This is a genomic window from Pantoea sp. Lu_F5_004, assembly GCF_051136245.1.
Taxonomy (GTDB): Bacteria; Pseudomonadota; Gammaproteobacteria; order Enterobacterales; family Enterobacteriaceae; genus Pantoea; species Pantoea agglomerans.
This window is the reverse complement of the sequence record NZ_CP194946.1, coordinates 450,868-473,514: the sequence shown is the minus strand read 5'-3', so window position 1 is coordinate 473,514 and position 22,647 is coordinate 450,868. Positions and strand designations below refer to the sequence as shown.

General features: G+C 56.3%; 25 protein-coding genes and 1 pseudogene. 8 read left to right on the top strand and 18 right to left on the bottom strand.

The genetic code is table 11. The features are described 5' to 3' along the window. Positions 1-20: 20 nt before the first annotated feature. The 6 genes from rpsL to fkpA all read right to left on the bottom strand — a co-directional run bounded on the left by rpsL (position 21) and on the right by fkpA (position 3,296). The gene (rpsL, locus tag ACR8BN_RS02205; RefSeq protein ID WP_003852912.1) at positions 21-395 is read right to left on the bottom strand and encodes a 30S ribosomal protein S12; all 375 of its coding nucleotides are present in this window, start codon (positions 393-395) and stop codon (positions 21-23) included. A gap of 124 nt (positions 396-519) precedes the next feature. Then, entirely contained in the window at positions 520-807 is a 288-nt protein-coding gene (gene tusB, locus ACR8BN_RS02200) for a sulfurtransferase complex subunit TusB (protein WP_010253026.1), read from the bottom strand. Positions 808-816: 9 nt separating this feature from the next. Further along, positions 817-1,176: a sulfurtransferase complex subunit TusC gene (tusC, locus tag ACR8BN_RS02195; RefSeq protein WP_039388928.1), complete on the bottom strand. Its 360-nt coding sequence runs from the start codon at positions 1,174-1,176 to the stop codon at positions 817-819. Continuing rightward, positions 1,176-1,562 carry a sulfurtransferase complex subunit TusD gene (tusD, locus tag ACR8BN_RS02190; RefSeq protein ID WP_039388926.1) on the bottom strand — a complete coding sequence of 129 codons (387 nt, stop codon included), beginning with the start codon at positions 1,560-1,562 and terminating at the stop codon, positions 1,176-1,178. The genes tusC and tusD overlap by 1 nt, the downstream gene beginning before the upstream one ends. Further along, positions 1,562-2,284 (bottom strand): helix-turn-helix transcriptional regulator, encoded by a 723-nt coding sequence (locus ACR8BN_RS02185; protein ID WP_010253029.1) that lies wholly within the window; start codon positions 2,282-2,284, stop codon positions 1,562-1,564. Before ACR8BN_RS02185 ends, tusD begins: the two co-directional genes overlap by 1 nt. Before the next feature lie 166 nt (positions 2,285-2,450). Continuing rightward, complete coding sequence (gene fkpA / locus ACR8BN_RS02180) at positions 2,451-3,296, bottom strand: FKBP-type peptidyl-prolyl cis-trans isomerase (protein WP_031593723.1); 846 nt, start codon at positions 3,294-3,296, stop codon at positions 2,451-2,453. A 269-nt stretch (positions 3,297-3,565) separates the two neighbouring features. On the opposite strand from fkpA, the gene ACR8BN_RS02175 reads away from it, so the two are divergent. Continuing rightward, positions 3,566-3,784 (top strand): SlyX family protein, encoded by a 219-nt coding sequence (locus ACR8BN_RS02175; RefSeq protein WP_010253031.1) that lies wholly within the window; start codon positions 3,566-3,568, stop codon positions 3,782-3,784. Positions 3,785-3,879: 95 nt separating this feature from the next. Here the strand turns inward: ACR8BN_RS02175 and slyD are convergent, their stop codons facing one another. The 4 genes from slyD to kefG all read right to left on the bottom strand — a co-directional run bounded on the left by slyD (position 3,880) and on the right by kefG (position 7,219). Further along, complete coding sequence (gene slyD, locus ACR8BN_RS02170) at positions 3,880-4,446, bottom strand: peptidylprolyl isomerase (RefSeq protein ID WP_010671583.1); 567 nt, start codon at positions 4,444-4,446, stop codon at positions 3,880-3,882. Between the two features lie 197 nt (positions 4,447-4,643). Continuing rightward, the gene (locus ACR8BN_RS02165; RefSeq protein ID WP_010253033.1) at positions 4,644-4,838 is read right to left on the bottom strand and encodes a YheV family putative zinc ribbon protein; all 195 of its coding nucleotides are present in this window, start codon (positions 4,836-4,838) and stop codon (positions 4,644-4,646) included. 23 nt (positions 4,839-4,861) lie between these two features. Beyond that, entirely contained in the window at positions 4,862-6,667 is a 1,806-nt protein-coding gene (kefB, locus tag ACR8BN_RS02160) for a glutathione-regulated potassium-efflux system protein KefB (RefSeq protein ID WP_010253035.1), read from the bottom strand. Continuing rightward, positions 6,668-7,219, bottom strand: a complete 552-nt coding sequence (gene kefG, locus ACR8BN_RS02155) for a glutathione-regulated potassium-efflux system ancillary protein KefG (protein WP_010253037.1) — start codon at positions 7,217-7,219, stop codon at positions 6,668-6,670. Positions 7,220-7,331: 112 nt separating this feature from the next. Between kefG and ACR8BN_RS02150 the strand changes: the two genes are divergently transcribed. Further along, positions 7,332-9,236, top strand: coding sequence for an ABC transporter ATP-binding protein (locus ACR8BN_RS02150; protein WP_031593721.1), 1,905 nt, complete (start codon positions 7,332-7,334; stop codon positions 9,234-9,236). Between the two features lie 32 nt (positions 9,237-9,268). On the opposite strand, the pseudogene tauD reads toward ACR8BN_RS02150, so the two are convergent. The 4 genes and pseudogenes from tauD to tauA form a co-directional block, all read right to left on the bottom strand. Beyond that, positions 9,269-10,107 (bottom strand): annotated as a pseudogene (gene tauD, locus ACR8BN_RS02145) (taurine dioxygenase). Further along, entirely contained in the window at positions 10,104-10,931 is an 828-nt protein-coding gene (tauC, locus tag ACR8BN_RS02140) for a taurine ABC transporter permease TauC (RefSeq protein ID WP_143789922.1), read from the bottom strand. The pseudogene tauD and the gene tauC overlap by 4 nt, the downstream one beginning before the upstream one ends. After that, positions 10,928-11,695 carry a taurine ABC transporter ATP-binding subunit gene (gene tauB / locus ACR8BN_RS02135; RefSeq protein WP_039388921.1) on the bottom strand — a complete coding sequence of 256 codons (768 nt, stop codon included), beginning with the start codon at positions 11,693-11,695 and terminating at the stop codon, positions 10,928-10,930. The genes tauC and tauB overlap by 4 nt, the downstream gene beginning before the upstream one ends. A 9-nt stretch (positions 11,696-11,704) precedes the next feature. Then, complete coding sequence (gene tauA / locus ACR8BN_RS02130) at positions 11,705-12,682, bottom strand: taurine ABC transporter substrate-binding protein (protein ID WP_080694248.1); 978 nt, start codon at positions 12,680-12,682, stop codon at positions 11,705-11,707. A 236-nt stretch (positions 12,683-12,918) separates the two neighbouring features. Here tauA and ACR8BN_RS02125 point away from each other — a divergent pair, with 236 nt between their 5' ends. Next, positions 12,919-13,899 carry a LacI family DNA-binding transcriptional regulator gene (locus ACR8BN_RS02125; protein ID WP_031593718.1) on the top strand — a complete coding sequence of 327 codons (981 nt, stop codon included), beginning with the start codon at positions 12,919-12,921 and terminating at the stop codon, positions 13,897-13,899. A gap of 1 nt (position 13,900) precedes the next feature. On the opposite strand, the gene ACR8BN_RS02120 is transcribed toward ACR8BN_RS02125, so the two are convergent. Continuing rightward, positions 13,901-14,503, bottom strand: a complete 603-nt coding sequence (locus ACR8BN_RS02120; protein WP_039388920.1) for a LysE family translocator — start codon at positions 14,501-14,503, stop codon at positions 13,901-13,903. 57 nt (positions 14,504-14,560) lie between these two features. Here ACR8BN_RS02120 and ACR8BN_RS02115 point away from each other — a divergent pair, with 57 nt between their 5' ends. The 3 genes from ACR8BN_RS02115 to ACR8BN_RS02105 all read left to right on the top strand — a co-directional run bounded on the left by ACR8BN_RS02115 (position 14,561) and on the right by ACR8BN_RS02105 (position 16,731). Beyond that, positions 14,561-15,577, top strand: a complete 1,017-nt coding sequence (locus ACR8BN_RS02115) for a hydrolase (RefSeq protein WP_033785675.1) — start codon at positions 14,561-14,563, stop codon at positions 15,575-15,577. A 4-nt stretch (positions 15,578-15,581) separates the two neighbouring features. Further along, positions 15,582-15,800 (top strand): YheU family protein, encoded by a 219-nt coding sequence (locus ACR8BN_RS02110; RefSeq protein WP_010253066.1) that lies wholly within the window; start codon positions 15,582-15,584, stop codon positions 15,798-15,800. 61 nt (positions 15,801-15,861) lie between these two features. After that, positions 15,862-16,731 carry a phosphoribulokinase gene (locus ACR8BN_RS02105; RefSeq protein ID WP_039388919.1) on the top strand — a complete coding sequence of 290 codons (870 nt, stop codon included), beginning with the start codon at positions 15,862-15,864 and terminating at the stop codon, positions 16,729-16,731. 559 nt (positions 16,732-17,290) lie between these two features. Here the strand turns inward: ACR8BN_RS02105 and ACR8BN_RS02100 are convergent. After that, positions 17,291-17,695, bottom strand: coding sequence for an OsmC family protein (locus ACR8BN_RS02100; RefSeq protein ID WP_010253071.1), 405 nt, complete (start codon positions 17,693-17,695; stop codon positions 17,291-17,293). Between the two features lie 303 nt (positions 17,696-17,998). On the opposite strand from ACR8BN_RS02100, the gene crp reads away from it, so the two are divergent. Then, positions 17,999-18,631 carry a cAMP-activated global transcriptional regulator CRP gene (crp, locus tag ACR8BN_RS02095; RefSeq protein ID WP_003852956.1) on the top strand — a complete coding sequence of 211 codons (633 nt, stop codon included), beginning with the start codon at positions 17,999-18,001 and terminating at the stop codon, positions 18,629-18,631. Positions 18,632-18,688: 57 nt separating this feature from the next. After that, on the top strand, positions 18,689-20,764 hold the full coding sequence (locus tag ACR8BN_RS02090) for a YccS/YhfK family putative transporter (protein ID WP_083070469.1): 2,076 nt from the start codon (positions 18,689-18,691) through the stop codon (positions 20,762-20,764). Between the two features lies 1 nt (position 20,765). Here ACR8BN_RS02090 and argD read toward each other — a convergent pair whose 3' ends face one another. Both argD and ACR8BN_RS02080 read right to left on the bottom strand, forming a co-directional pair. Continuing rightward, positions 20,766-21,986 (bottom strand): bifunctional acetylornithine/succinyldiaminopimelate transaminase, encoded by a 1,221-nt coding sequence (gene argD / locus ACR8BN_RS02085; protein WP_115387118.1) that lies wholly within the window; start codon positions 21,984-21,986, stop codon positions 20,766-20,768. 81 nt (positions 21,987-22,067) lie between these two features. Further along, positions 22,068-22,643, bottom strand: a complete 576-nt coding sequence (locus ACR8BN_RS02080) for an aminodeoxychorismate/anthranilate synthase component II (protein WP_424999604.1) — start codon at positions 22,641-22,643, stop codon at positions 22,068-22,070. Between the last annotated feature and the right edge of the window lie 4 nt (positions 22,644-22,647).

Sequence of the window (22,647 nt, the reverse complement as noted above, 5' to 3'; positions counted from 1 at the left end):
CCTTACTTAACGGAGAACCATTAAGCCTTTGGCTTCTTCACGCCGTACTTGGAGCGAGCCTGCTTACGGTCTTTAACACCTGAGCAGTCAAGCGCGCCACGAACGGTGTGGTAACGCACACCTGGCAGGTCTTTTACACGACCGCCACGGATCAGGATCACGGAGTGTTCCTGCAGGTTATGACCTTCACCACCGATGTAGGAGGTAACTTCAAAACCGTTGGTCAAACGCACACGGCAGACTTTACGCAGTGCGGAGTTTGGTTTCTTAGGAGTGGTGGTGTACACACGAGTACAAACGCCACGTTTTTGCGGGCAAGCTTCCAGCGCCGGCACGTTGCTCTTTGCAACTTTGCGGACGCGTGGTTTGCGAACCAGCTGGTTAACTGTTGCCATTAAATAGCTCCTGAATTTGCTTTTGCTTCGTAAACACGTAATAAATCGCCTCGTAGAATTACGAGGAGGCAGAATTTTAGGGCTGAGTCAAAGGGGTGTCAAGAAATAACCAGGTTTTAGCCGATTACCAGACCATTTGTTGCTGATGCCTGATCGTTAGCGTGACAAACCCAGTATAGTCTACTGACTGCACACGGGTCGAAATTTGTCCAGCGAGACCGCGAGCCTGAACATCTTCGTCCAGCACCCAGAGCGTCGCTTCGCTCTCTGACAGTCGCATCAATGCGTGGCTGCCAGCTAAAGCGGCCAGCACGCCATCCTGCAGCAGCAGCAGGTCATCACCCGCCCCCGCCATTAAAAGCAGGCTCTCAAGGTCACAGTGTGCCGGTGAGTGCAGTAACGTATGCAGCATTAACGTCTCTTAAAAAGTAAGAATGCGATCGTAGCTGGCCAGCGTCTGTCGCAGCGCCGGCGCGTCCAGTAGCGTAACATCCAGCAACCGGTCAGCGTCAACCTCTAATCCACGCGCTATCAGCGATGTCCGGCAGAGATAGCACTGTTCAATCTCATACAGCGCCAGCACGCCAAAGGTCGCGGCATAGTGACGGCTTTTAATCGCCTCAGGTTGCTGGTGCAGATTAAGCTGCAGCACGCCATCACCAATAAAAAACAGGCCGATATCCTCACTGAGCGCGCCCGTGGCCAGCGCGGCATCCAGCCCCTCACGTCCTGCGCTGCTGCCGTGCGGCGCCCGGGTAAAGACAAACGCGACCCGATTCATCAGAACTGCACCATGCGTTCACAGCTTAGTGCCGCTTCCGCCAGCGCGCCCAGCCCGCTCAGGGTAAAGCCCGGCTGCAGGTTACTGCCCGCCAGCTGGAGTCGTGACGCTTCCTGCTGGTCGCTGACGCCACGACGCAGCGCGGCCGCCACACAAATATTCAGTGCCACACCCTGCTCCTGATGCAATGTCTGCCACGCGCGCACCAGATCAAATTCATCACTGGCGGGCGACGTCAGTTGGTTAGCGTTCAGCACCCCTTCGCGATAGAAGAAAACGCTGTCAAGCTGATGGCCTGCCGTCAGCAGTGCGCGGGCAAACAGCCAGGCACTGGTCGCCTGTTGCGTACCGTAAGCCGGACCGGTGACCAGCAGGGTGTAACGCATTACCGCTCCTGCCCCTGGAAGTCGCCGTTTTTAAACTGGCGGATGTAGAGATAGACGGTGTGTTTGGAAATATTCAGCCGATCGGCCACCTGGTTGATGGCATCCTTGATGTCGAAGATCCCCTTCTCATACAGGTTCAGCACAATCTGACGATTCTTGGCGTTGTTCGATACATTACGGTCAGCACTCACCTCTTCAATGGTGAACTCCAGCGTCTGCATCACCAGATCGTCTACCGAACTGGCGAAGTTGACGTTGGAGTCAACCTGCTGCATCTCGGGCGGCATAAAGGTCGACATGATCTGTGAGAACGGCACATCAAGGTTCATGTTGATGCAGAGCAAGCCAATGACCCGTTGCTGACGGTTACGAATCGCAATCGTGACCGATTTCATCAGCACGCCGCTTTTGGCACGTGTGAAGTAGGCACGGGAGACATTACTGTCCGCGCCATGCATATCATGCAGCATACGCAGGGCTAAATCGGTAATAGGCGAACCGACTTTACGTCCGGTGTGTTCACCATTAGCGATACGCACTGCCGAACACTTAAGATCTTCAAGCGAATGCAGGACAATTTCACAATGCGAACCGATCAACATCGCCAGGCCATCCACGACAGCCTCGTACGATTTCAGAATATCGTAATCACTTTGTTCGAACGGGCGCTGCTCCAGAAGATCGAAGTCGCTCAGTTCACCCGGATTGAATGGATTAGACATTGAAGAGTATCACCCTGAATGGCTGGAGCCTGTCACAGCGGCTTATGGGCAGACTCAATATTGGGATAATTAGGCAGGCATTAGTCTGGCAAATGTCGTCGGCTTATGCCAGAGGTTTGTCGTGAAGCAGAAATGAAACCGCCGCCCGGAGGCGGCGGTCAGCAGATTACTGCGCTTTTTCTGCAGCAGCAGGCGCAGGAGCCTGTGCTTTTTCATCTGCCTTTGGCGCTGGTTTGATATCAAGCAGCTCGACATCAAACACCAGGGTGGAGTTAGCCGGGATGCCCGGAACGCCATTTTTGCCGTAAGCCAGATTTGGTGGGATCACCAGCTTGATCTTGCCGCCTTTCTTCACGTGCTTCAGACCTTCAGTCCAGCCCGGGATGACACCATCCAGACGGAATGAGAGTGGCTCGCCACGGGTATAAGAGTTGTCGAATTCAGTACCGTCAATCAGCGTACCTTTGTAGTTTACCACTACAGTATCGCTGTCTTTAGGTGCGTTGCCGGTACCCTCTTTCTCAACTTTATACAACAGGCCGCTTTCGGTTTTCTTCACGCCGCTCTCTTTAGCAAATTTGGTTGCGTAAGCTTCGCCCTTTTCAGAGTTCTCTTTCGCATCTTTTTCCATTTTCGCTGAGGCTGCGCCTTTCACGCGGCCTTCAAAGGATTGCAGCGTCTGCTCAATCTCTTCATCAGAGAGTTTGCTCTTGCCACCAAATGCATCCTGAACACCAGCAATCAGCTGCTGCTTATCCAGTTTGATGCCCAGTTTTTCCTGCTCCTTCAGGGAGTTGTCCATGTAGCGACCCAGCGAAGCACCCAGCGCGTAGGCAGACTGCTGGTCTTCATCTTTGAAGGCAGCATTTTTCGGTGCCTGAGGCGCAGACTGTGGCGCGGCGGCTGGTGCAGCCTGTGGCGCCGCAGCGGTATCTGCCGCCATTGCCAGCGGAGCATTCAGCGCAACAGCCATGGTGGTAGCTAACAATGTGACTTTAAACAGTGATTTCATCCATTCTCCAAAACCGAAGCGTCTAACCTCGGGAAACATTGCGGACTTCAGGGTCCACACTATAACTTTACGTGGCAGTGTCGAACACTCCCACAATGTAATTACCCGGTTTACCTCCGACCTTTATAACATCGGGAAGTTTCATCAGAGATGATGCCGCGCTGCCTTTTTTCAAGCGCAACGCCTCCGGGCGTGAAAAAAACAGGTGATTCCTGGCATTCAGATCGTAGAATCACGCCCCGAGTCGCACCTTAACAGAGGAACAGGTCATGCAACAATCTGAGTGGGAACAGCGTCTGGAGACGCTGGAGAGCAAACTGGCCTTTCAGGAGATGACTATCGATCAGCTGAACAGCGCGGTCGTTCAGCACGAGCTGGAGATGAATAAGATGCGTGAGCAGATGCGCATTTTAACCGACAAGCTCAAAGCGAATGCGCCATCGATCGTCGCCTCACAATCTGAAGAGACGCCACCACCGCACTACTGATCGCGGGCTATCTGGCCCCGGTTCATCCGGGCAGAACCCGAGTGCGCGCCAAAAGAAAGGCCACCCGAGGGTGGCCTTGAAAGGTCTGTTGAGACTTAGTGGCTGCAGCCGCAACCGCCAGTGCCACAACCGCCTTTACCCTGATCATGGTCGTGGTCGTGATCATGGCCGTGATCGTGGTCATGATGATGGCCATCTGCACCGTGAACATGGCCATGAGCCAGTTCTTCCGGCGTGGCTTCACGGATAGCAACCACTTCAACGTTGAAGTTCAGATTCTGACCCGCCAGCATGTGGTTACCATCAACCACGACGTGATCATCTTCCACTTCGGTGATTTCTACCGGAACCGGACCCTGATCGGTTTCTGCCAGGAAGCGCATGCCAACCTGCAGTTCGTCAACGCCCATGAAGACGTCTTTAGGAACGCGCTGCACCAGGTTATCGTCATACTGACCGTAGGCATCGTTTGCCGGGATATGCACGTCAAACTTGTCGCCGGCAATGTGGTTTTCCAGCGCATTTTCCAGACCAGAAATCAGGGAACCATGACCGTGCAGGTAGTCTAACGGTGCACTCACCGGTGACTCGTCAACTAACACGCCGTCTTCTGTACGTACCTGATAGGCCAGGCTTACCACCAGGTCTTTTGCTACTTTCATGATATCTCCTAACCGTTGAGAGCTGAGATCCCGTCTCATTGGTCTATTCTTTCGTGCAATAACACCAACCAGAAAGGTTCGGGGCTGAGTACAAGAGCGTTTTCACTTTCTCTTGCGACTACAGCGTTAATGGCGACAATTGTAACGGAATTCAATCCCGCTGTAAGTCCAGGCGTAAAAAAAGCTGCGCCATTCCGCTACTCAGGATGAAAAATACCGATAACCTGCTCATTAGTGCGAACCTGATCGCGCGCCTGCTTATCGGCCTCACGCATCTGGTGACCACACTTCACGCACTCCACCACATCGACATTATTTTCACGCCACATTGCCAGCGTGTCCTTCTCCTGACAGTGCGGGCATGTTGCACCAGCAATAAAACGTTTACGCATTAGCTTCTGCCTGTTTAAAGAGGTTATTCATCATCGTCCCAGCCGTCGATCTGCCGCTTTTCGCGCTGCATTTCACGCTGGAAGATATCTTCCAGTTCACGACGCGCTTCACGGACGCGCGAAGCCTGCGCGCTTTCAGAGAGATTGGGCATCAGCTCGCGCAGCATCCGCATATCAAGATGGCGGAAATACTGCTGGGCGCGGTGCGCCTGATGCGGATGCATCCCCAGCGTCATCAGCGTCTTACGCCCCAGTTCCAGCGCACTGGAGAAGGTCTCACGCGAGAACTGCGTGACGCCCGCCTGAAGCAGTTCATGCGCTTCTACACGGCCCCGGGCGCGCGCCTGAATCTGCAACTGCGGAAAATGCTGCTGGCACAGATGTACAATCGTCATCACATCTTCGGGCTCGTTACAGGTGATGACAATCGCCTGAGCGCTGGCCGCACCGGCTGCCCGCAGCAACTCCAGTTCGGTGGCGTCGCCGTAATAGACCTTATAGCCATATTTCCGCATCAGACTGACTGCACTGATGTCGCGCTCAAGCACGGTGATGCGTTTGTTATTCGCCATCAGCAAACGCCCCACCACCTGCCCGAAGCGACCAAAGCCCACCACAATCACCTGCGGCTGATCGTCTTCGACAAAGTGTTTCTCTGCCTCATCATCCGGCTCATTGAAGCGGCGTGCCAGCAGACGATCAATTCCCTTCATCAGCAGGGGCGTGGTCATCATCGACAGGGTCACCGTCACCAGCAGCATCGGCAGTTGATCGCCAGAGAACAGCTTTGCCGAGGAGGCCGCTGAAAAGAGCACAAAGGCGAACTCGCCCCCCTGACTCAGCACGCCAGCGAACTGCTGCCGCTCGGAGCTGCGTAAGCCATAAATGCGCGCCAGCAGATAGAGCACCAGCGTTTTCACCGCCACCAGCGTCACGACGCCCAGCAGGATGGTCACAATATGGGTATAGAGCACACCGAGGTTGAGCGCCATGCCAACCGAAATAAAGAACAGGCCCAGCAGTAAACCTTTAAACGGGTCGATGGCGACTTCCAGCTCATGCCGGTACTCGCTCTCCGCCAGCAGGATCCCGGCAATAAAGGTACCCAGCGCCATCGACAGACCCAGCGCATCCATAAACAGCGCCGAGCCCAGCACCAGCAGCAGCGAAGCGGCGGTAAAGACTTCGCGCACGCCCGACGCAGCGATGTAACGGAAGATAGGCCGCAGCAGATAGCGTCCGCCCACCAGCATGCCGGCAAACGCCAGTACTTTCATGCCGACCTTCATCCAGTCGATATGACCGCTGTCGGTTCCGGCCAGCAGCGGGATCAGCGCCAGGGCTGGGATCACCGCGATATCCTGAAACAGCAACACCGAAAAGCCCAGTTGCCCCGCTTCGCTGCGGTTCATGCCTTTATCCATCATCAGCTGCAGGGCCATGGCGGTCGAGGACATCGCCAGACCAATCCCGCCAATGATCGCCGCCTGCCAGCTAAAGTTGGTCAGCCACAATAAGCCGCCCAGAATCGCCGCTGAGAAGATCACCTGCGCCGCGCCGACGCCAAAAATGGAGCGGCGCAGCGCCCAAAGCTTTGCCGGGTTCAGCTCCAGCCCGATGATAAACATCAGGAACACCACGCCGAGCTCAGAGAAGTGCAGAATCTCGTCGACGTCGCTGATAAAACCTAATCCCCACGGGCCGATAGCGATACCCGCCACCAGATAGCCCAGAACTGCACCAATACCGAGGCGAGCCGCCACCGGTACAATCAATACCGCCGCGACCAGATAAATCACCCCGGCGGTCAGCAGCGTTTGCCCTTCCATCTATACCCCTCCATTCGGCAGCGGTGCCGCCAGCCAGTCGCCATAGGCACGAGCGTAATTTTTCATTAATTCAGGACTCTGACGACGCGCCCAGTAGACGATCATCGGCGGCATCCAGTGCATACGGCACATCTGCGCGGTCAGCTCAAAAGGACGCATAATGTCATTGAGCGAATAGCGGTTCAGACCCTGATGTCTGAAGGCACTTTCCGGTTCTCCGGTGGTGACGACGCTGCGCCAGTACTTTCCTTCCAGCGCATTGCCATCCACGCCATTGGCGAAACCGCGCGACAGAACCCTGTCCAGCCACTCTTTCAGCAGCGCCGGACAGCTATAGGTATAGAGCGGATGCTGAAAAATGATGACATCATGTTCACGCAGCAGCTGTTGTTCATGGTGAATATCGATAAAAAAATCCGGATAGGTTGCGTACAGATCGTGCACGGTAACGTGTTCCAGTGCCTGAGCCGGCTGCAGCAGAATCCGATTGGCGATCGAATCCTGTGATTCCGGATGGGCATAAAGCAGCAAAACCCTGGGTGGCTGCGACATCCTTTCCCTCCAAAGCGTCGTCATTGGTGCGGTTTTCCGCTACCATGCACGACGCAGCAAAATCTCATTATGTTGCCAGTAAATTAACATATTCTGACGATACGGCGCTTACATGATTGTCTTCTCAGCCTTACAAATTCGCCGCGGCATCCGCGTCCTGCTCGACAACGCCACCGCCACCATCAATCCCGGCCAGAAGGTCGGGCTGGTGGGTAAAAACGGCTGTGGAAAATCCACACTGCTGTCGCTGTTAAAAGGTGAAATCACCAGCGATGCCGGTACCGTCACTTTCCCCACTCACTGGGCGCTGGCCTGGGTGAATCAGGAAACCCCTGCGCTGGATAAAGCCGCGCTGGAGTACGTGATTGATGGCGATCGCCAGTTTCGCCAGCTTGAAGCAGAACTGGCGGACGCCAATCTGCGTGACGATGGCAATGCCATCGCGCTGCTGCATGGCAAGCTGGACGCGGTGCAGGCGTGGAGTATCCATGCGCGCGCCTCAAGCCTGCTGCATGGTCTGGGCTTCAGTCAGGAACAGCTGCAACGCCCGGTCAGCGACTTCTCGGGTGGCTGGCGCATGCGCCTTAATCTGGCACAGGCGCTGATTTGCCGTTCCGATCTGCTGCTGCTGGATGAACCGACCAACCACCTCGATCTCGATGCGGTGATCTGGCTGGAGCGCTGGCTGAAGAGTTATGAAGGCACGCTGATCCTGATCTCGCACGATCGTGACTTCCTCGATCCCGTCATCGACAAAATTATTCATATCGAACAGGAGTCGATGTTCGAATATACCGGCAACTACAGCTCCTTTGAGCGGCAGCGCGTCGCCAAACTGGCTCAGCAGCAGGCGCTGTATGAGAGCCAGCAGGAGAAAGTGGCGCACCTGCACAGCTACATTGATCGCTTCCGCGCTCAGGCCACCAAGGCGAAGCAGGCACAGAGCCGCATCAAGATGCTGGAGCGCATGGAGATGATTGCGCCCGCCCATGTCGATAACCCGTTCAGCTTCACTTTCCGCAAGCCGGAGAACCTGCCTAATCCGCTGATGAAGATGGAGAAGGTCACCGCGGGTTATGGCGATCGTATTATTCTCGACGCCATCAAGCTCAACCTGGTCCCCGGCTCGCGCATCGGCCTGCTGGGACGTAACGGTGCCGGTAAATCGACTCTGATTAAGCTGCTGGCGGGTGAGCTGGAGGCGATGGACGGCAAGATGGGTCTGGCGAAAGGGATCAAGCTCGGTTATTTCGCCCAGCATCAGCTGGAGTACCTGCGAGCCGATGAGTCACCGCTGCAGCATCTGTCGCGTATTGCGCCTGACGTGCTGGAACAGCAGCTGCGCGACTATCTGGGTGGCTTCGATTTCCGCGGCGATAAAGTCACTGAAATCACTAAGCGCTTCTCCGGCGGAGAGAAAGCGCGACTGGTGCTGGCGCTGATTGTCTGGCAGCGCCCTAACCTGCTGCTGCTGGATGAACCCACCAACCACCTCGATCTCGATATGCGCCAGGCGCTGACCGAAGCGTTGATCGATTTCGAAGGTGCGCTGGTCGTTGTATCGCACGACCGTCATCTGCTGCGCGCGACCACCGACGATCTCTATCTGGTGCATGATGGCAAAGTGGATGTGTTTGAAGGCGATCTCGAAGATTATCAGCAGTGGCTGAGCGATCTGCAGAAGCAGCAGGCGCAACAGGATGCCGCGCCGAAGCAGGATAACGGCAACAGTGCCCAGGCGCGTAAAGACCAGAAGCGTCGTGATGCCGAACTGCGCACCCAGACGCAGCCGCTGCGCAAAGAGATAGAGAAGCTGGAAAAGCAGATGAGCAAATGGCAGAGCCAGCTGGCCGAAGCCGAAGCTCAGCTCTCAGACAGCGCTATCTATGAACAGAGCCGTAAAGCGGACCTGACCACCGCGCTGCAGCGTCAGGCGGAGAGCAAATCTGCGCTGGAAGAGGTAGAGATGGCGTGGCTGGAAGCGCAGGAACAGCTCGAACAGATTATGGCCTCATAAAAAAATCTCCCCGCTCGCGGGGAGATTCTCTTTTAACGGGGTTTATCGCCCAGCACCGTTGCCCGCTGCATGATGCGCCGGGCAGGATAGTAGTCGGCGTTGGCATAATGCTGCGTGACCCGATTATCCCAGATAGCCACATCGTCTGGCTGCCAGCGCCAGCGCACCTGAAACTCTGGTTTGGTGGCGTGCGCAAACAGAAAGCCCAGCACCGCATCACTCTCTTTCTCGCTTAAATCGACGATCCGCGTGGTAAAGCCCTCATTCACAAACAGCGCTTTTTTGCCGCTGACCGGATGGGTGCGGATGACCGGATGCTGCACCGGCGGATGTTTTGCTACCGCCTGCTGCCAGCGCTGATGCTCTTCCTCGGTTTTGCGGTACTTATACTCCTGGAATGACTTTTTGAAATCATGCTCGGCACGGAGACCTGCCAGCAGCTGCTTAAAGGGTTCAGAGAGCGCTTCGTAAGCCGCAATGCCGCTGGTCCAGAGTGTGTCCCCCCCGACTCCGGTAACACCTTCGAGGCCAGCAAGGCGATCGCTGGCGGCGTATCAATAAAGGTGACATCGGTATGCCAGTTGTCATTATCCGGCGGATTATCCTGATGGGTATCCAGCACGATAATCTCCTCGACGCCTTCCGCATGCGGATAGACCGGATGGATATGCAGATCGCCAAAGCGGATTGCCAGCGCGCGGTGCTGTTCCGGCGTTATTTTCTGGTCACGCAGAAACAGCACCTGATGACGCAGCAGGCCATGATAAAGCTGCTCAAACTGAGCATCACTCAATGGGCGAGACACATCCAGGTTTGAGACCTGCGCGCCAATGTACGGGCCAAGCGGGGTAAAACTGAGACGTTCGTTCATGATTGTTCTCCACTCCAGGGCGTAAGACGGCGCTGCAACGCGCGGAGCCCGAGTTCTAAGCTAAAAGCGATAAAGGCGATTACCGCGATACCCGCCAGCACCACATCGGTGGCGAGGAATTCTCCTGCTGACTGCACCATAAAACCCAGACCCCGCGTGGCGGCAATCAGCTCAGCGGCCACCAGCGTTGACCAGCCAACCCCCAGACCGATGCGCAGACCGGTGAGGATCTCCGGCAACGCGCCTGGCAGAATCACCCAGCGCAGCAGTTGCCAGCGGTTAGCCCCCAGCGAGCGAGCCGCACGCAGTCGGACCTGCTGCGTGTTACGCACACCGGCCAGGGTGGAGAGCGTCACCGGCGCGAAAATCGCCAGATAGATCAGCAGGATTTTCGAGGTCTCTCCAATGCCGAACCAGATCACCATTAATGGCAGATAGGCGAGTGGCGGTATCGGTCGATAGAGTTCAATCAGGGGATCGAGCAACCCGCGAGCAACCGGGCTGAGGCCCATCAGGATCCCTACCGGAATACCGATGGCGGCAGCGGCAGTCAGCGCAATCAGCATCCGTGTCAGGCTGGCGGCCAGATGCTGCCACAGCGTGGCATCCATAAAGCCCTGCGCGCTGGCAATCAGCAGCAGCTTGCTTAACACCTGCTGTGGCGACGGCAGGAACAGCGGTGCTATCAGGCCCAGCGCGGTCACACCCCACCAGAGCAGCAACAGCAGAGAGAAACTCAGCATGCTCAGCGTAAAGGCGGTTGAAAACGGCCAGCGCAAACGACGGCGCACCGGCAGAGACTTGTCATTGATGAGTGCACTCATGCAAACGCCTCCCGCTGATCAAATACCCGGCTCAGCACATACTCGCGCTGGGCGATAAACTGCGGATCGGATTTGATACTGCGGCACGACTCCCCTGCGGCAAAGCGCTGACCAAACCCAGGACGCAGCCGCTCAACGATGCGGCCCGGTCCTGGCGACAGCAGAATCAGTTCACTGGCCAGGAAAATCGCCTCTTCTATGTCGTGCGTAATCAGCAGAATCTGTTTACCGCTGTCGCGCCACAGCGTCAGCAGCAGGGTTTGCATCTGCTCGCGGGTAAAGGCATCCAGTGCGCCGAAAGGCTCATCCAGCAACAGCAGTTGTGGATCGGTGGCCAGCGCGCGCGCAATGCCCACCCGCTGACGCTGACCGCCTGACAACTGCCAGATGGCGCGTTTCTCCGCACCTTCCAGCCCCACCTGCCTGATTAACCGGCGGGCAATCGTGTCGCGATCCGTGCGCGACATCCCCGCCAGCTGCAGGCCAAAGGCGACGTTATCCAGCACGTTGCGCCACGGCAGTAATCCTTCATGCTGAAACACCACGCCGCGCTCCGCACCAGGCCCGGTCACCGGCTGGTTATCCAGCGTGATGCTGCCCGACTCCACCGGCAGGAAACCGGCAACCAGATTGAGCAGTGTAGTTTTGCCGCAGCCGGAGGGGCCGAGCACCACCAGCAGCTCATGGCTATCAAGTTGCAGATTGATATCCTGCAACACCGGCTGTCCGGCATAACGGGCATTAAGGTGAGCGATGCGCAGCATAGTGCCTCCTTAAGGTTTAACTAATGGCTCGACGAAACGGGAGGTCACATAGCTGCTGTAGTCATTATCCGCCTGCGGCACCCGGCCCTGCGCTTTCAGAAACTGCGCGGTATCGACGATCGCTTTATTGACCGGTTTGCCCAGTTGCTCAACCTGCTGCTGCGCCGTGAGGTAGGTATTGCCCTTCACCAGACCGGGCACCTGTGCTTCCGGCACACCGCTGAGGCGAGAGAGTTTGCTGAGGTTATCGGACTGTTTCAGCCAGCTGTCGGGGCTGTTCAGGTAGGCCTGCTGCGCGTCAAGCGCGCTGCGGGCAAAAGCAGTCACGATCTCCGGATGCTGCTGAGCAAAATCTTTGCGTACCACCCAGACATCCAGCGTCGGCGATCCCCAGCTTCCCACTTCCGCAGAGTCGGTTAACACCTTGCCCTCTTTTTCCAGCTCATTAACCGCCGGTGCCCAGACGTAAGCGCCATCAATGTCGCCACGCTGCCAGGCCGCGATAATCGCTGGCGGCTGCAGATTGACCAGCTGTACCTGTGACGGTTTGATGCCCCAGTGTTTCAGCGCCGCCAGCAGGCTGTAGTGGGTGGTAGAGATGAACGGCACCGCGATGCGCTTGCCAATTAAATCTTTGGGCGTGGTGATGCTCTTCTTCACCACCAGCGCTTCAGAGTTGCCCAGCTGAGAGGCGAGTAAAAAGGCTTCAATCGGCAGCTTCTGCGCCGCCGCGACCGCTAACGGGCTGGAACCGATATTGCCAATCTGGACGTCACCGGACGCCATCGCACGTAATACCCCGGCGCCGCTGTCAAACTTGCGCCAGTCAACGCTGGCCCCGCTCTCTTTCGCAAAGCTGTTGTCAGCCTGCGCCACTTTCGCCGGTTCAGCCGAGGTCTGGTAAGCCACGGTGACATTGACCGCATCAGCCCGAAACGCCAGCAGCGCCAGCGCTGCGGCTAAAAAAGTTAAACGTGTTGCTGCCATGATCACTACCCCACCGTTTTTATAGTGGAGGCAGTGTCTCTGCGCGCTATAGTTTCATAAAGGAATTAAAAATTATCCCTAATAGAAATAAGTTCTTAGATCACTATCTGCAAAACTAAGTCAAAAATCGCAAATGCTGAAAATAGCTAAAGTAAGCAAAAATGTCAGGCGCTCACATTGTCCCTGTGCTATTCATATGCGTTCCCAATTATTGCCTGTTAAGGTTTCTGAATCCGATGTCGATCGAGAAAGTCGCTCAGCTGGCTGGCGTCTCCAAAGCCACGGTATCGCGGGTTCTCAACGCGCATCCCGGCGTGAAGCCCGATACGCGTGAGAAAGTTCTGGCGGCAATCTCTGCCTGCGACTATCAGCCCAACTTACTGGCGCGTCAGCTGCGTACGTCGCAAAGCAACATGCTGCTGGTGCTGATCTCGGATATCACCAATCCCTTCTGTTCACGCGTGGTTCAGGGCATCGAGGCCGAAGCCGAACTGCACGGCTATCACATCCTGCTCTGTAACTCCGCCTCGCAGCTCCAGCGTGAAGCCGCCTATCTCTCCCTGCTGACCGGAAAAGTGGTGGATGGCGTAATTACTATGGATGCGGCCTCCGGTTTACAGGATTTGCAGGCGCTCATCGCCGGGGCGCCCTGGGTGCAGTGCTGCGAATTTGATCCGGATATTCCCGCCTCCTCGGTCAGCATTGATCACCTTGAAGCCGCGCGCGACACCGTCCACTACCTTGCCGGTAAAGGGCGTAAACGCATCGGGCTGATCAATGGCGACATGCGTTACCTTTACTCGCATCATCGTGAAAAGGGCTACCGGCAGGCGATTGAGGAGCTGGGGTATGCGTGGTCCGGCGTCTCCTACACTTACGAAATCTCCTGTGAGGCGGGCAGTCAGGGGCTAAGAGAGTTGATGGCGCTGCCGGAACCGCCGGATGCGGTGTTTGCGGTTTCAGATGTGCTGGCGGTAGGCGTGGTACATGCGGCGCTGGAAGCGGGTTTGCGCGTGCCGGAAGATCTGGCGGTGGTCGGGTTTGATGGCGTGTCGTTTACCCGCAGCCTGAATCCGCCGCTGACGACCATCGAGCAGCCGATGAACCAGCTGGGCGCGCGTAGCGTGCAATTGCTGCTACAGAAGATCCGCAACGCTAATGCGCCAGTGATCCGCGAGGTGCTGCCCTGGACGCGCGTTGAACGCGCATCCAGCTAACTTAGTGCCAGATTAACAGCACGCAGGCAGCGGTCAGCAGCCCCATGGCGAGGTTAAAGATTTTCCAGGCGCGACGGCTGCGCAGAATGCGGCCGATCACCGCACCAAATCCCATCCAGATAACACCCGATACCAGATTAACCAGAAACATGCCGATGCTTATCGCCATCACTGAATGGCGATACGCGTCACCGGCCAGGCTGAAGCTGGCGACCGCGCCCAGCGCCATCAGCCAGGCTTTGGGATTGATCAACTGCAACAAGCCGCCCTGCCAGAAGGGCATCGGCGCATCCGGCGCCTGATCGGTTTCCAGCTTTTCATAACTGGACGTCGCTATCTTCCACGCCAGCCAGAGCAGATAGAGGCTACCGGCGATTTTCAGCACCAGGTGAAGCGAAGGATAGAGCAGGATCAGCCCGCCGACGCCAAAGGCCACCATCAGCAGCATCACCTGCATCCCGATCATGATGCCAATCATCAGCGGAATGGTGCGCATAAAGCCAAAATTAGCGCCCGAGGCGGTGAGTAACATATTATTAGGCCCGGGCGTAATGGCCGCGACCCAAAGAAATCCCAACATTGATAAGAAAAGACTCAGTTCCATGGCAATCGGGTACTCCTTACCCTGCAAGAAAAAACTTATCGAAGCTAACAGTGTGATATGGAACAGACAAGCTTTTACCACATGAAATTTACCGGACCAGAAAACGAGCACTTCACGCCACCTGAGAGTCTGCGTAACGCGCACCTGCAGACCCTGCTGCCGCGCCTGCTACGTCGTCGTATCGCGGGCGATCCCCACTGGCAGCGTCTCGACCTGCCGGATGGCGACTTCGTCGATCTCGCCTGGAGTGAAGACCCGCAGTTCGCGCAGCATAAACCGCGCGTGGTGCTGTTTCATGGGCTGGAGGGCAGTTTTCACAGCCCCTATATTCATGGCCTGATGGCGATCTGCCGTGCGCGCGGCTGGCTGGCGGTGGTGATGCATTTTCGCGGCTGCAGCGGCGAACCGAATCGGCTCAACCGTATCTATCACTCCGGCGAAACCGAAGATGCCCGCTTTTTTCTGCACTGGCTGCGCACCCGCTGGGGCCGCGTGCCCACCGCCGCGGTCGGTTTCTCGCTGGGCGGTAACATGCTGGGCTGCCTGCTGGGCCAGCAGGGCGCAGCCGCTGAGGTAGACGCGGGGGTCATTGTCTCCGCTCCGCTGCTGCTGGAGCCCTGTAGCCTAAAACTGGAACGCGGCTTCTCACGCGTCTATCAATACTATTTGCTGGCGCAGCTCAAGAAAAATGCCCGCCGCAAACTGCACGCCTGGCCGGATACGCTGCCGGTCAATCTGGCACAGCTTAAAGCGCTACGGCGACTACGCGATTTTGATGATGCCATTACCGCCCGCGCCCACGGTTTTCTGGATGCGGCCGATTACTATCATCGTGCCAGCGCCATGCCCTGGCTGAAGCACGCAGAGAAACCGCTGCTGATCATCCACGCCAAAGATGATCCTTTTATGAGTGATGAGGTGATCCCGCACAGCAGCCAATTATCTGCCACTATTACTTATCAACTGACACCACACGGCGGCCATGTAGGTTTTGTTGGTGGGACATTACGCCAGCCTGAAATGTGGCTGGAACAGCGTATCCCCCAGTGGATCGCCCCTTTTCTGGATAACTGATCTCGTGATTATTCCCTGGCAACAGGTCTCACCTGAGACCCTTGAAAATCTGATTGAAACCTTTGTGCTGCGCGAAGGCACGGACTACGGAGAGCAGGAACGCAGCTTGATTGACAAAGTGGCTGATGTGCGACGTCAGCTGGAAACGGGTGAAGTGGTACTGGTGTGGTCGGAACTGCACGAATCGGTCAATATCATGCCGCGCAAAGAATTTCGTGGCTGATGCACCCAACGGCATTTCGTGTTAACAATGCCTATTGCCCGACCTCACAGGGAGCTTTTCTATGTCTGCACGTCATCCCATTATCGCGGTGACTGGTTCCAGCGGCGCAGGGACCACCACCACCAGCGTGGCGTTTCGCAAAATCTTTCAGCAGCTCGATCTTCATGCGGCGGAGCTGGAAGGTGACAGTTTTCACCGTTTTACCCGCCCTGAAATGGATATGGCGATTCGTAAGGCGCGCGATTTAGGACGTCATGTCAGCTACTTCGGCCCGGAAGCCAATGACTTTGGCCTGCTGGAGCAGAGCTTTAAAGAGTATGGTCAGAGCGGACAGGGGCAGTCGCGTAAATATCTGCACACCTACGATGAAGCGGTGCCGTGGAATCAGGTGCCCGGCACCTTTACGCCGTGGCAACCGCTGCCGCAGAACACCGATATTCTCTTCTACGAAGGGCTGCACGGCGGCGTGGTAACGGCGCAGCACAACGTAGCAGAACAGGTTGATCTGCTGGTTGGCGTGGTGCCGATTGTGAACCTGGAGTGGATTCAGAAGCTGGTGCGCGACACCGGCGAGCGCGGCCATTCACGTGAAGCGGTCATGGATTCGGTAGTGCGCTCGATGGAAGATTACATCAACTTCATCACACCACAGTTCTCACGCACCCATATCAACTTCCAGCGCGTCCCGACGGTCGATACCTCAAACCCGTTCGCTGCCCGCGCTATTCCGTCACTGGATGAGAGCTTTGTGGTGATCCACTTCCAGGCGCTGGAAGATATCGACCTCCCCTACCTGCTGGCGATGCTGCAGGGCTCGTTTATCTCGCACATCAATACGCTGGTGGTGCCTGGCGGCAAAATGGGTCTGGCGATGGAGTTGATTATGGGCCCGCTGGTGAAGCGGCTGATGGAAGGTAAGCGAATAGAGTAAGAGGTCAGCAAAAACCGCTCTGAGAGCAGATGTCTTTCACAAAGATGGTAAAACTGGTTTTCCTGCGGCTAAAGACTTACCGCTGAGCAGGCTTCAGGGAGCATACACCTTTCGCAAAGACGCAAAACCGCCATCCCTGGCCCGCGATGCTTTGCTACAGGTATATGCTCCCTTCGCTTCACGTCCGGCAACCGCATCCGGTTTCAGGAAGGTCGCTACAGACAACGCCTGGGCAGAAAGAATCTGGCAGCAATAGATAAGTTCAACACGCCGGGAACCGGGTCAGAAGAGGAAAGCGTCCCGCCGCCCGGATAAAAACGCCGGGAGCGTTTTTGAACAACGCAACGCGTTGGCCCGGCTACGGGCGCGCCTCAGGGATGAGGTGCGTAATCGCGCGGGCCGAGCGGCCAGAGATTGGCTTAAGCGACTTTCCGATCTGACCCGGTTCCCAGCGCAGGCACAGTATCAAAGCGGATTCCCGATGCAGGCACAGTCTTAAAGCAACCTGAATCAGATACTGGAAGTGAAGTTAGCAGGTCTGCAATGACCCCTGCGGCTACTACAGCTCAATCACTTCATAGCTATGCGTAATGTTGACGCCTTTACCCAGCATGATGGCCACAGAGCAATATTTTTCAGCAGAAAGATCCACGGCGCGTGATACCGCTTTATCCTGGAGCGCTTTACCACTCACGATAAAATGCAGGTTGATGTGCGTAAAGATTCGCGGCGCCTCTTCACGACGTTCTGAGGTCAGTTTTACTTCACAATCAGCCACATCGTTTCGGCCTTTTTGCAGAATTGATACCACGTCAATCGCACTGCATCCGCCCGCCGCCATCAGCACCATCTCCATTGGGCTGGGCGCTTTATCACCCGAATTTCCATCCATCAGTATCTGATGGCCGGATGAGGATTCTCCGAGGAATGTCAGCCCTTCTACCCATTTCACTCTTGCCTGCATGATTTTTGCTCCGGAATACGCTGTTTTGTCGCCAGAGTACGCTTTCGCCTGGTAAACAGCAATCCAGAGAAATCCGCCCGTAGCTGAAGCGAGACAACAGAAGACAGTCGGCAAAAGCTGTGCTACAAACAGTGCTGAAAATATTTTTCGTCACCCGATGACGAAGGCGGGAAGGATGATGCGCACTGCGCCTGATGCGGCCCGAATAATTTCCTGAAATGGAAACGCTTGAAGCTTTCACCGCCTGACAGGGAAAACTGCCCCCTGTATTTTGGGCACGATTACAACAGAGGATAATAGCGAATGGTTCTCGGCAAACCGCAAACAGACCCTACACTCGAATGGTTCCTGTCCCATTGCCATATTCACAAGTATCCATCCAAAAGTACGCTGATTCACCAAGGTGAAAAAGCAGAAACGCTTTACTACATCGTGAAAGGTTCCGTCGCGGTTCTGATTAAAGATGAAGAAGGCAAAGAGATGATTCTTTCCTACCTGAATCAGGGCGATTTTATTGGTGAACTTGGCCTGTTCGAAGAAGGCCAGGAACGCAGCGCCTGGGTACGTGCGAAAAGCGCGTGCGAAGTGGCGGAGATTTCTTACAAGAAATTCCGTCAGCTGATTCAGGTTAACCCTGACATCCTGATGCGACTCTCATCGCAGATGGCGCGTCGCCTGCAGGTGACGTCTGAAAAAGTGGGTAACCTCGCTTTCCTCGACGTAACCGGACGCATTGCACAGACCCTGCTCAACCTGGCGAAGCAGCCAGATGCCATGACGCATCCCGACGGCATGCAAATTAAAATCACTCGTCAGGAAATTGGCCAGATTGTTGGTTGTTCACGTGAAACCGTGGGCCGTATTTTGAAGATGCTGGAAGATCAGAACCTGATCTCCGCACACGGCAAAACCATCGTCGTTTACGGCACCCGCTAATTCCTGTCACCCACGGCGTGATGGCAACATCACGCCGTTATTGTTTGTGTTGGGCCGATGTGGCGTCGAATTATTTACCATCCTGAAGTTAACTACGCCTTGCGGCAAACGCTGGTGCTCTGTCTGCCAGTGGCGCTGGGCTGGCTGGCTGGCGACCTGCAAAAAGGTCTGCTGTTCTCATTAGTGCCCGCCTGCTGCAACATTGCCGGTCTGGATACCCCGCATAAACGCTTCTTCAAACGCCTGATTGTTGGCGGCAGCCTGTTTGCCCTCGGCAGCTTTCTGATGCAGTGGCTCACCCTGCATGCTATTCCGCTGCCGCTCATCCTGTTTGCCATGCCCTTATTGCTCGGCGTTACCGGGGAGATCAGCCCGCTGCATGGTCGTCTGCTGCCCGGCACCCTGATTGCCGCCATCTTTACCCTGAGCCTGATTGGCCGCATGCCAATCTATGTCCCCCCGCTGCTCTATATCGGTGGCACGCTGTGGTACGGGCTGTTTAACTGGTTCTGGTTCTGGCTGTGGAAAGAGCAGCCGATGCGCGAAAGCCTGAGCCTGATCTACCGCGAGCTGGCTAACTACTGCGACGCAAAATATACCCTGCTGACGCAGCTGACCGATCCGGAAAAGGCGCTGCCGCCGCTACTGGCCCGTCAGCAGAAAGTGGTCGATCTGATTAACACCTGTTATCAGCAGATGCATATGCTGTCGGCAAGCCGCGATCACAGCCATAAACGGCTGACGCGCGCCTTTCAGGTGGCGCTGGATCTGCAGGAACATATCTCGGTCAGCCTGCATCGGCCGGAAGAGGTACAGAAACTGGTCGAACAGAGCCACGCCGAAGCGGTGATCCGCTGGAATGCCAAAACCATCTCGGCCCGGTTGCGGGTGCTGGCGGATAACATTCTCTATCACCAGCTACCCGATCGCTTTGCGATGGATAAACAGCTCGGCGCGCTGGAGAAAATCGCCCATCAGCATCCCGACAATCCGGTGGGTAACTTCTGCCTTTACCACTTCAACCGCATCGCGCGGGTTCTGCGCACCCAGAAACCCCTTTATCAGCGTGATCTGATGGCTGATCGCCAGCGCCGTCTGCCGCTGTTACCGGCGCTGCGCAGTTATCTCTCGTTCCGCTCATCGGCCCTGCGCACTGCCGGCCGGTTTGCGGTGATGCTGATGCTGGGCAGCGCGCTGGCGCTGTTCTTCAACATCCCCAAACCCTACTGGATCCTGATGACCATCATGTTCGTCAGCCAGAACGGCTACAGCGCTACCCGTGTCCGCATTCAGCACCGGGCGCTGGGCACTTTTGCCGGTCTGGTGATCGCGGCTGCCACGCTGCGCATGGCGGTGCCAGAGTCGCTGGTACTGCTGATCATGCTGGCGATTACCTTTATCAGCTATCGCTTTACCCGCCAGTTCTATGGCTGGTCGATGATTGGTTTTACGGTCACGGCGGTTTACTCGCTGCAATTGCTGTCGCTGAATGGCGCGCAGTTTCTGCTGCCGCGACTCATGGATACGCTGATGGGTTGTCTGATCGCTTTTGGCGGGATGCTCTGGCTGTGGCCGCAGTGGCAGAGCGGCCTGCTGCGGCAGAACGCCCATGACGCACTGGAAACCTATCAGGATGCGCTACGGCTGTTGCTGGGTGACGAACAGTCACCAGAGAAACTGGCTTATCAGCGCGTGAAGGTCAATCAGGCACACAATGCGCTGTTTAACTCACTGAATCAGGCGATGCAGGAACCCGCGTTCAACTCCCGCTATCTGAGTGATATGCGGCTCTGGGTCACGCACAGTCAGTTTATCGTCGAACATATCAACGCTATGACGATTCTGGCGCGGGAGCACACCATGCTCACTGCCTCGCTGGCTGAGCGTTACCTGCAATCCTGTGAAATCGCGCTGCAGCGGTGTCAGCAGCGGCTGGAATATGATGGTGAAAGCTCACAGGTTAACCTGCTGGATGACCTGGAAAATATCAGTGAGGGACCGATCACGGTGGTGGAGCAGCATGTACGGCGCATTCTCGATCATCTGAGCGTGATGTACACCATTTCATCGCTGGCGTGGAACCAGCGGCCGCAACATGGCCGCTGGCTGATCAGACGCTTACGTAAAAACTAAGCTAGCCGTTGAGCACGTTGCCGACGGCCGTGGCGAAGCGGCTCATGCCCTCTTCGATGTCGGCAGGCTCAATGATCAGTGACGGGGCAAAACGCATCACGTCGGTTCCGGCAACCAGCACCATCACGCCTTCTGCGGCCGCGGCATTCAGGATGTCGCGTGCTTTACCGGCATGCTGCGGTTTCAGCGCCGCGCCAATCAGCAGACCCTTGCCGCGAATATCGCTGAAGAGATCATACTTCGCATCGATGGCCTGCAGCGCCGTGACAAAGTGCTGACGACGTGTCTCAACGCCTGCCAGCACGTCCGGCGTATTGATAATATCAAGCGCGGTTTCGGCGATGGCGCAGGCGAGTGGATTGCCGCCATAGGTGGTGCCATGCACGCCCGGCGCCATGGTCGAGGCGATATCGTTAGTGGTCAGCATGGCGCTGACCGGGAAACCGCCGCCCAGCGCTTTGGCTGAGGTCAGAATATCGGGCTGGACGCCATAATGCTCATAGGCGAACAGCTTGCCGCTGCGCCCCATGCCGCTCTGCACTTCATCCAGCACCAGCAGCGCCTGATGCTGATCGCAAAGCTCACGCAGTCCCTGCATAAATTCCTGCGTTGCGGGCACGACGCCGCCCTCACCCTGAATCGGTTCAACCACAATGGCGCAGGTGTGATCGTCAATCACCGCTTTCACTGCGTTCAGGTCATTGAATGGCACATGGACGATATCCGCCGGTTTAGGCCCGAACCCGTCAGAATATTTTGGCTGTCCGCCGACCGTGACGGTAAACAGCGTCCGGCCATGAAAGGCGTTATGAAAGGCGATGATCTTACTTTTGAACGGGCTGTGACGTTTGCATGCGTAGTAGCGCGCCAGCTTAAAAGCGGCTTCGTTGGCTTCGGCCCCGGAGTTAGCGAAGAAGACCCGCTCAGCGAAGGTCGCCTGAATTAACTTACTGGCAAGACGCAGCGCCGGTTCGTTGGTGAAGACGTTGCTGGTATGCCACAGCGTCTCGCCCTGACTTTTCAGCGTCTCCACCAGCGCAGGATGGCAGTGTCCTAGTGCGGTGACGGCGATACCACCTGAGAAATCGATATACTCTTTGCCCTGCTGATCCCATACACGACTGCCCTTGCCTTTTACCGGCACGAACTGCGCAGGTGCATAAACAGGCAAAATAACGTTATCGAACGTCTCCCGCGTGACCGCAATTTTTTCCGCTGCCATTGATGACCCCATTTAGATGATTGATGTGCAACTTTGAAATAATAATCACAAAATATGCATAAAAAATCACTCAAAGGCAACTTATTGCTCAAGGAAATTACGCAGCAGCTGATGTCCCTGCTCGCTGAGAATGCTTTCGGGATGGAACTGCACGCCTTCCAGCGCCAGGGTTTTATGGCGGAATCCCATAATTTCGTCAGGCTCGCCGTCACGCACCGTCCAGGCAGTCACCTCGAATGCATCAGACAGGGAGTCGCGCTGTACAATCAGCGAATGGTAGCGGGTTACAGTAAGCGGATTATTCAGATTGCGGAACACGCCCTGGCCGGTGTGCTGAATCGCAGAGGTTTTGCCGTGCATCACCTGACGCGCACGCACGACCTGCGCGCCATACGCCTGCGCAATTGCCTGATGGCCCAGGCAGACGCCCAGCACCGGCAGCTGACCGGCGAAATGCCGGATCGCCGCCAGTGAAATACCTGACTCCGACGGCGTGCAGGGACCAGGCGAGATCACCAGATGAGTCAGCGGTAATGCCGCCATCTGCTCCAGCGTGATGGCATCATTGCGCACCACCTGAACCTGCGCGCCCAGCTCGCAGAAATATTGATAAAGATTCCAGGTAAAGGAGTCGTAATTGTCGATAAGCAGCAGCATGGCC

Coding starts and splice junctions, on each gene's coding strand:
- rpsL (WP_003852912.1), bottom strand. CDS start 395: ATGGCAACAGTTAACCAGCTGGTTCGCAAACCACGCGTCCGCAAAGTT.
- tusB (WP_010253026.1), bottom strand. CDS start 807: ATGCTGCATACGTTACTGCACTCACCGGCACACTGTGACCTTGAGAGC.
- tusC (WP_039388928.1), bottom strand. CDS start 1,176: ATGAATCGGGTCGCGTTTGTCTTTACCCGGGCGCCGCACGGCAGCAGC.
- tusD (WP_039388926.1), bottom strand. CDS start 1,562: ATGCGTTACACCCTGCTGGTCACCGGTCCGGCTTACGGTACGCAACAG.
- ACR8BN_RS02185 (WP_010253029.1), bottom strand. CDS start 2,284: ATGTCTAATCCATTCAATCCGGGTGAACTGAGCGACTTCGATCTTCTG.
- fkpA (WP_031593723.1), bottom strand. CDS start 3,296: ATGAAATCACTGTTTAAAGTCACATTGTTAGCTACCACCATGGCTGTT.
- ACR8BN_RS02175 (WP_010253031.1), top strand. CDS start 3,566: ATGCAACAATCTGAGTGGGAACAGCGTCTGGAGACGCTGGAGAGCAAA.
- slyD (WP_010671583.1), bottom strand. CDS start 4,446: ATGAAAGTAGCAAAAGACCTGGTGGTAAGCCTGGCCTATCAGGTACGT.
- ACR8BN_RS02165 (WP_010253033.1), bottom strand. CDS start 4,838: ATGCGTAAACGTTTTATTGCTGGTGCAACATGCCCGCACTGTCAGGAG.
- kefB (WP_010253035.1), bottom strand. CDS start 6,667: ATGGAAGGGCAAACGCTGCTGACCGCCGGGGTGATTTATCTGGTCGCG.
- kefG (WP_010253037.1), bottom strand. CDS start 7,219: ATGTCGCAGCCACCCAGGGTTTTGCTGCTTTATGCCCATCCGGAATCA.
- ACR8BN_RS02150 (WP_031593721.1), top strand. CDS start 7,332: ATGATTGTCTTCTCAGCCTTACAAATTCGCCGCGGCATCCGCGTCCTG.
- tauC (WP_143789922.1), bottom strand. CDS start 10,931: ATGAGTGCACTCATCAATGACAAGTCTCTGCCGGTGCGCCGTCGTTTG.
- tauB (WP_039388921.1), bottom strand. CDS start 11,695: ATGCTGCGCATCGCTCACCTTAATGCCCGTTATGCCGGACAGCCGGTG.
- tauA (WP_080694248.1), bottom strand. CDS start 12,682: ATGGCAGCAACACGTTTAACTTTTTTAGCCGCAGCGCTGGCGCTGCTG.
- ACR8BN_RS02125 (WP_031593718.1), top strand. CDS start 12,919: ATGTCGATCGAGAAAGTCGCTCAGCTGGCTGGCGTCTCCAAAGCCACG.
- ACR8BN_RS02120 (WP_039388920.1), bottom strand. CDS start 14,503: ATGGAACTGAGTCTTTTCTTATCAATGTTGGGATTTCTTTGGGTCGCG.
- ACR8BN_RS02115 (WP_033785675.1), top strand. CDS start 14,561: ATGGAACAGACAAGCTTTTACCACATGAAATTTACCGGACCAGAAAAC.
- ACR8BN_RS02105 (WP_039388919.1), top strand. CDS start 15,862: ATGTCTGCACGTCATCCCATTATCGCGGTGACTGGTTCCAGCGGCGCA.
- ACR8BN_RS02100 (WP_010253071.1), bottom strand. CDS start 17,695: ATGCAGGCAAGAGTGAAATGGGTAGAAGGGCTGACATTCCTCGGAGAA.
- crp (WP_003852956.1), top strand. CDS start 17,999: ATGGTTCTCGGCAAACCGCAAACAGACCCTACACTCGAATGGTTCCTG.
- ACR8BN_RS02090 (WP_083070469.1), top strand. CDS start 18,689: ATGTGGCGTCGAATTATTTACCATCCTGAAGTTAACTACGCCTTGCGG.
- argD (WP_115387118.1), bottom strand. CDS start 21,986: ATGGCAGCGGAAAAAATTGCGGTCACGCGGGAGACGTTCGATAACGTT.
- ACR8BN_RS02080 (WP_424999604.1), bottom strand. CDS start 22,643: ATGCTGCTGCTTATCGACAATTACGACTCCTTTACCTGGAATCTTTAT.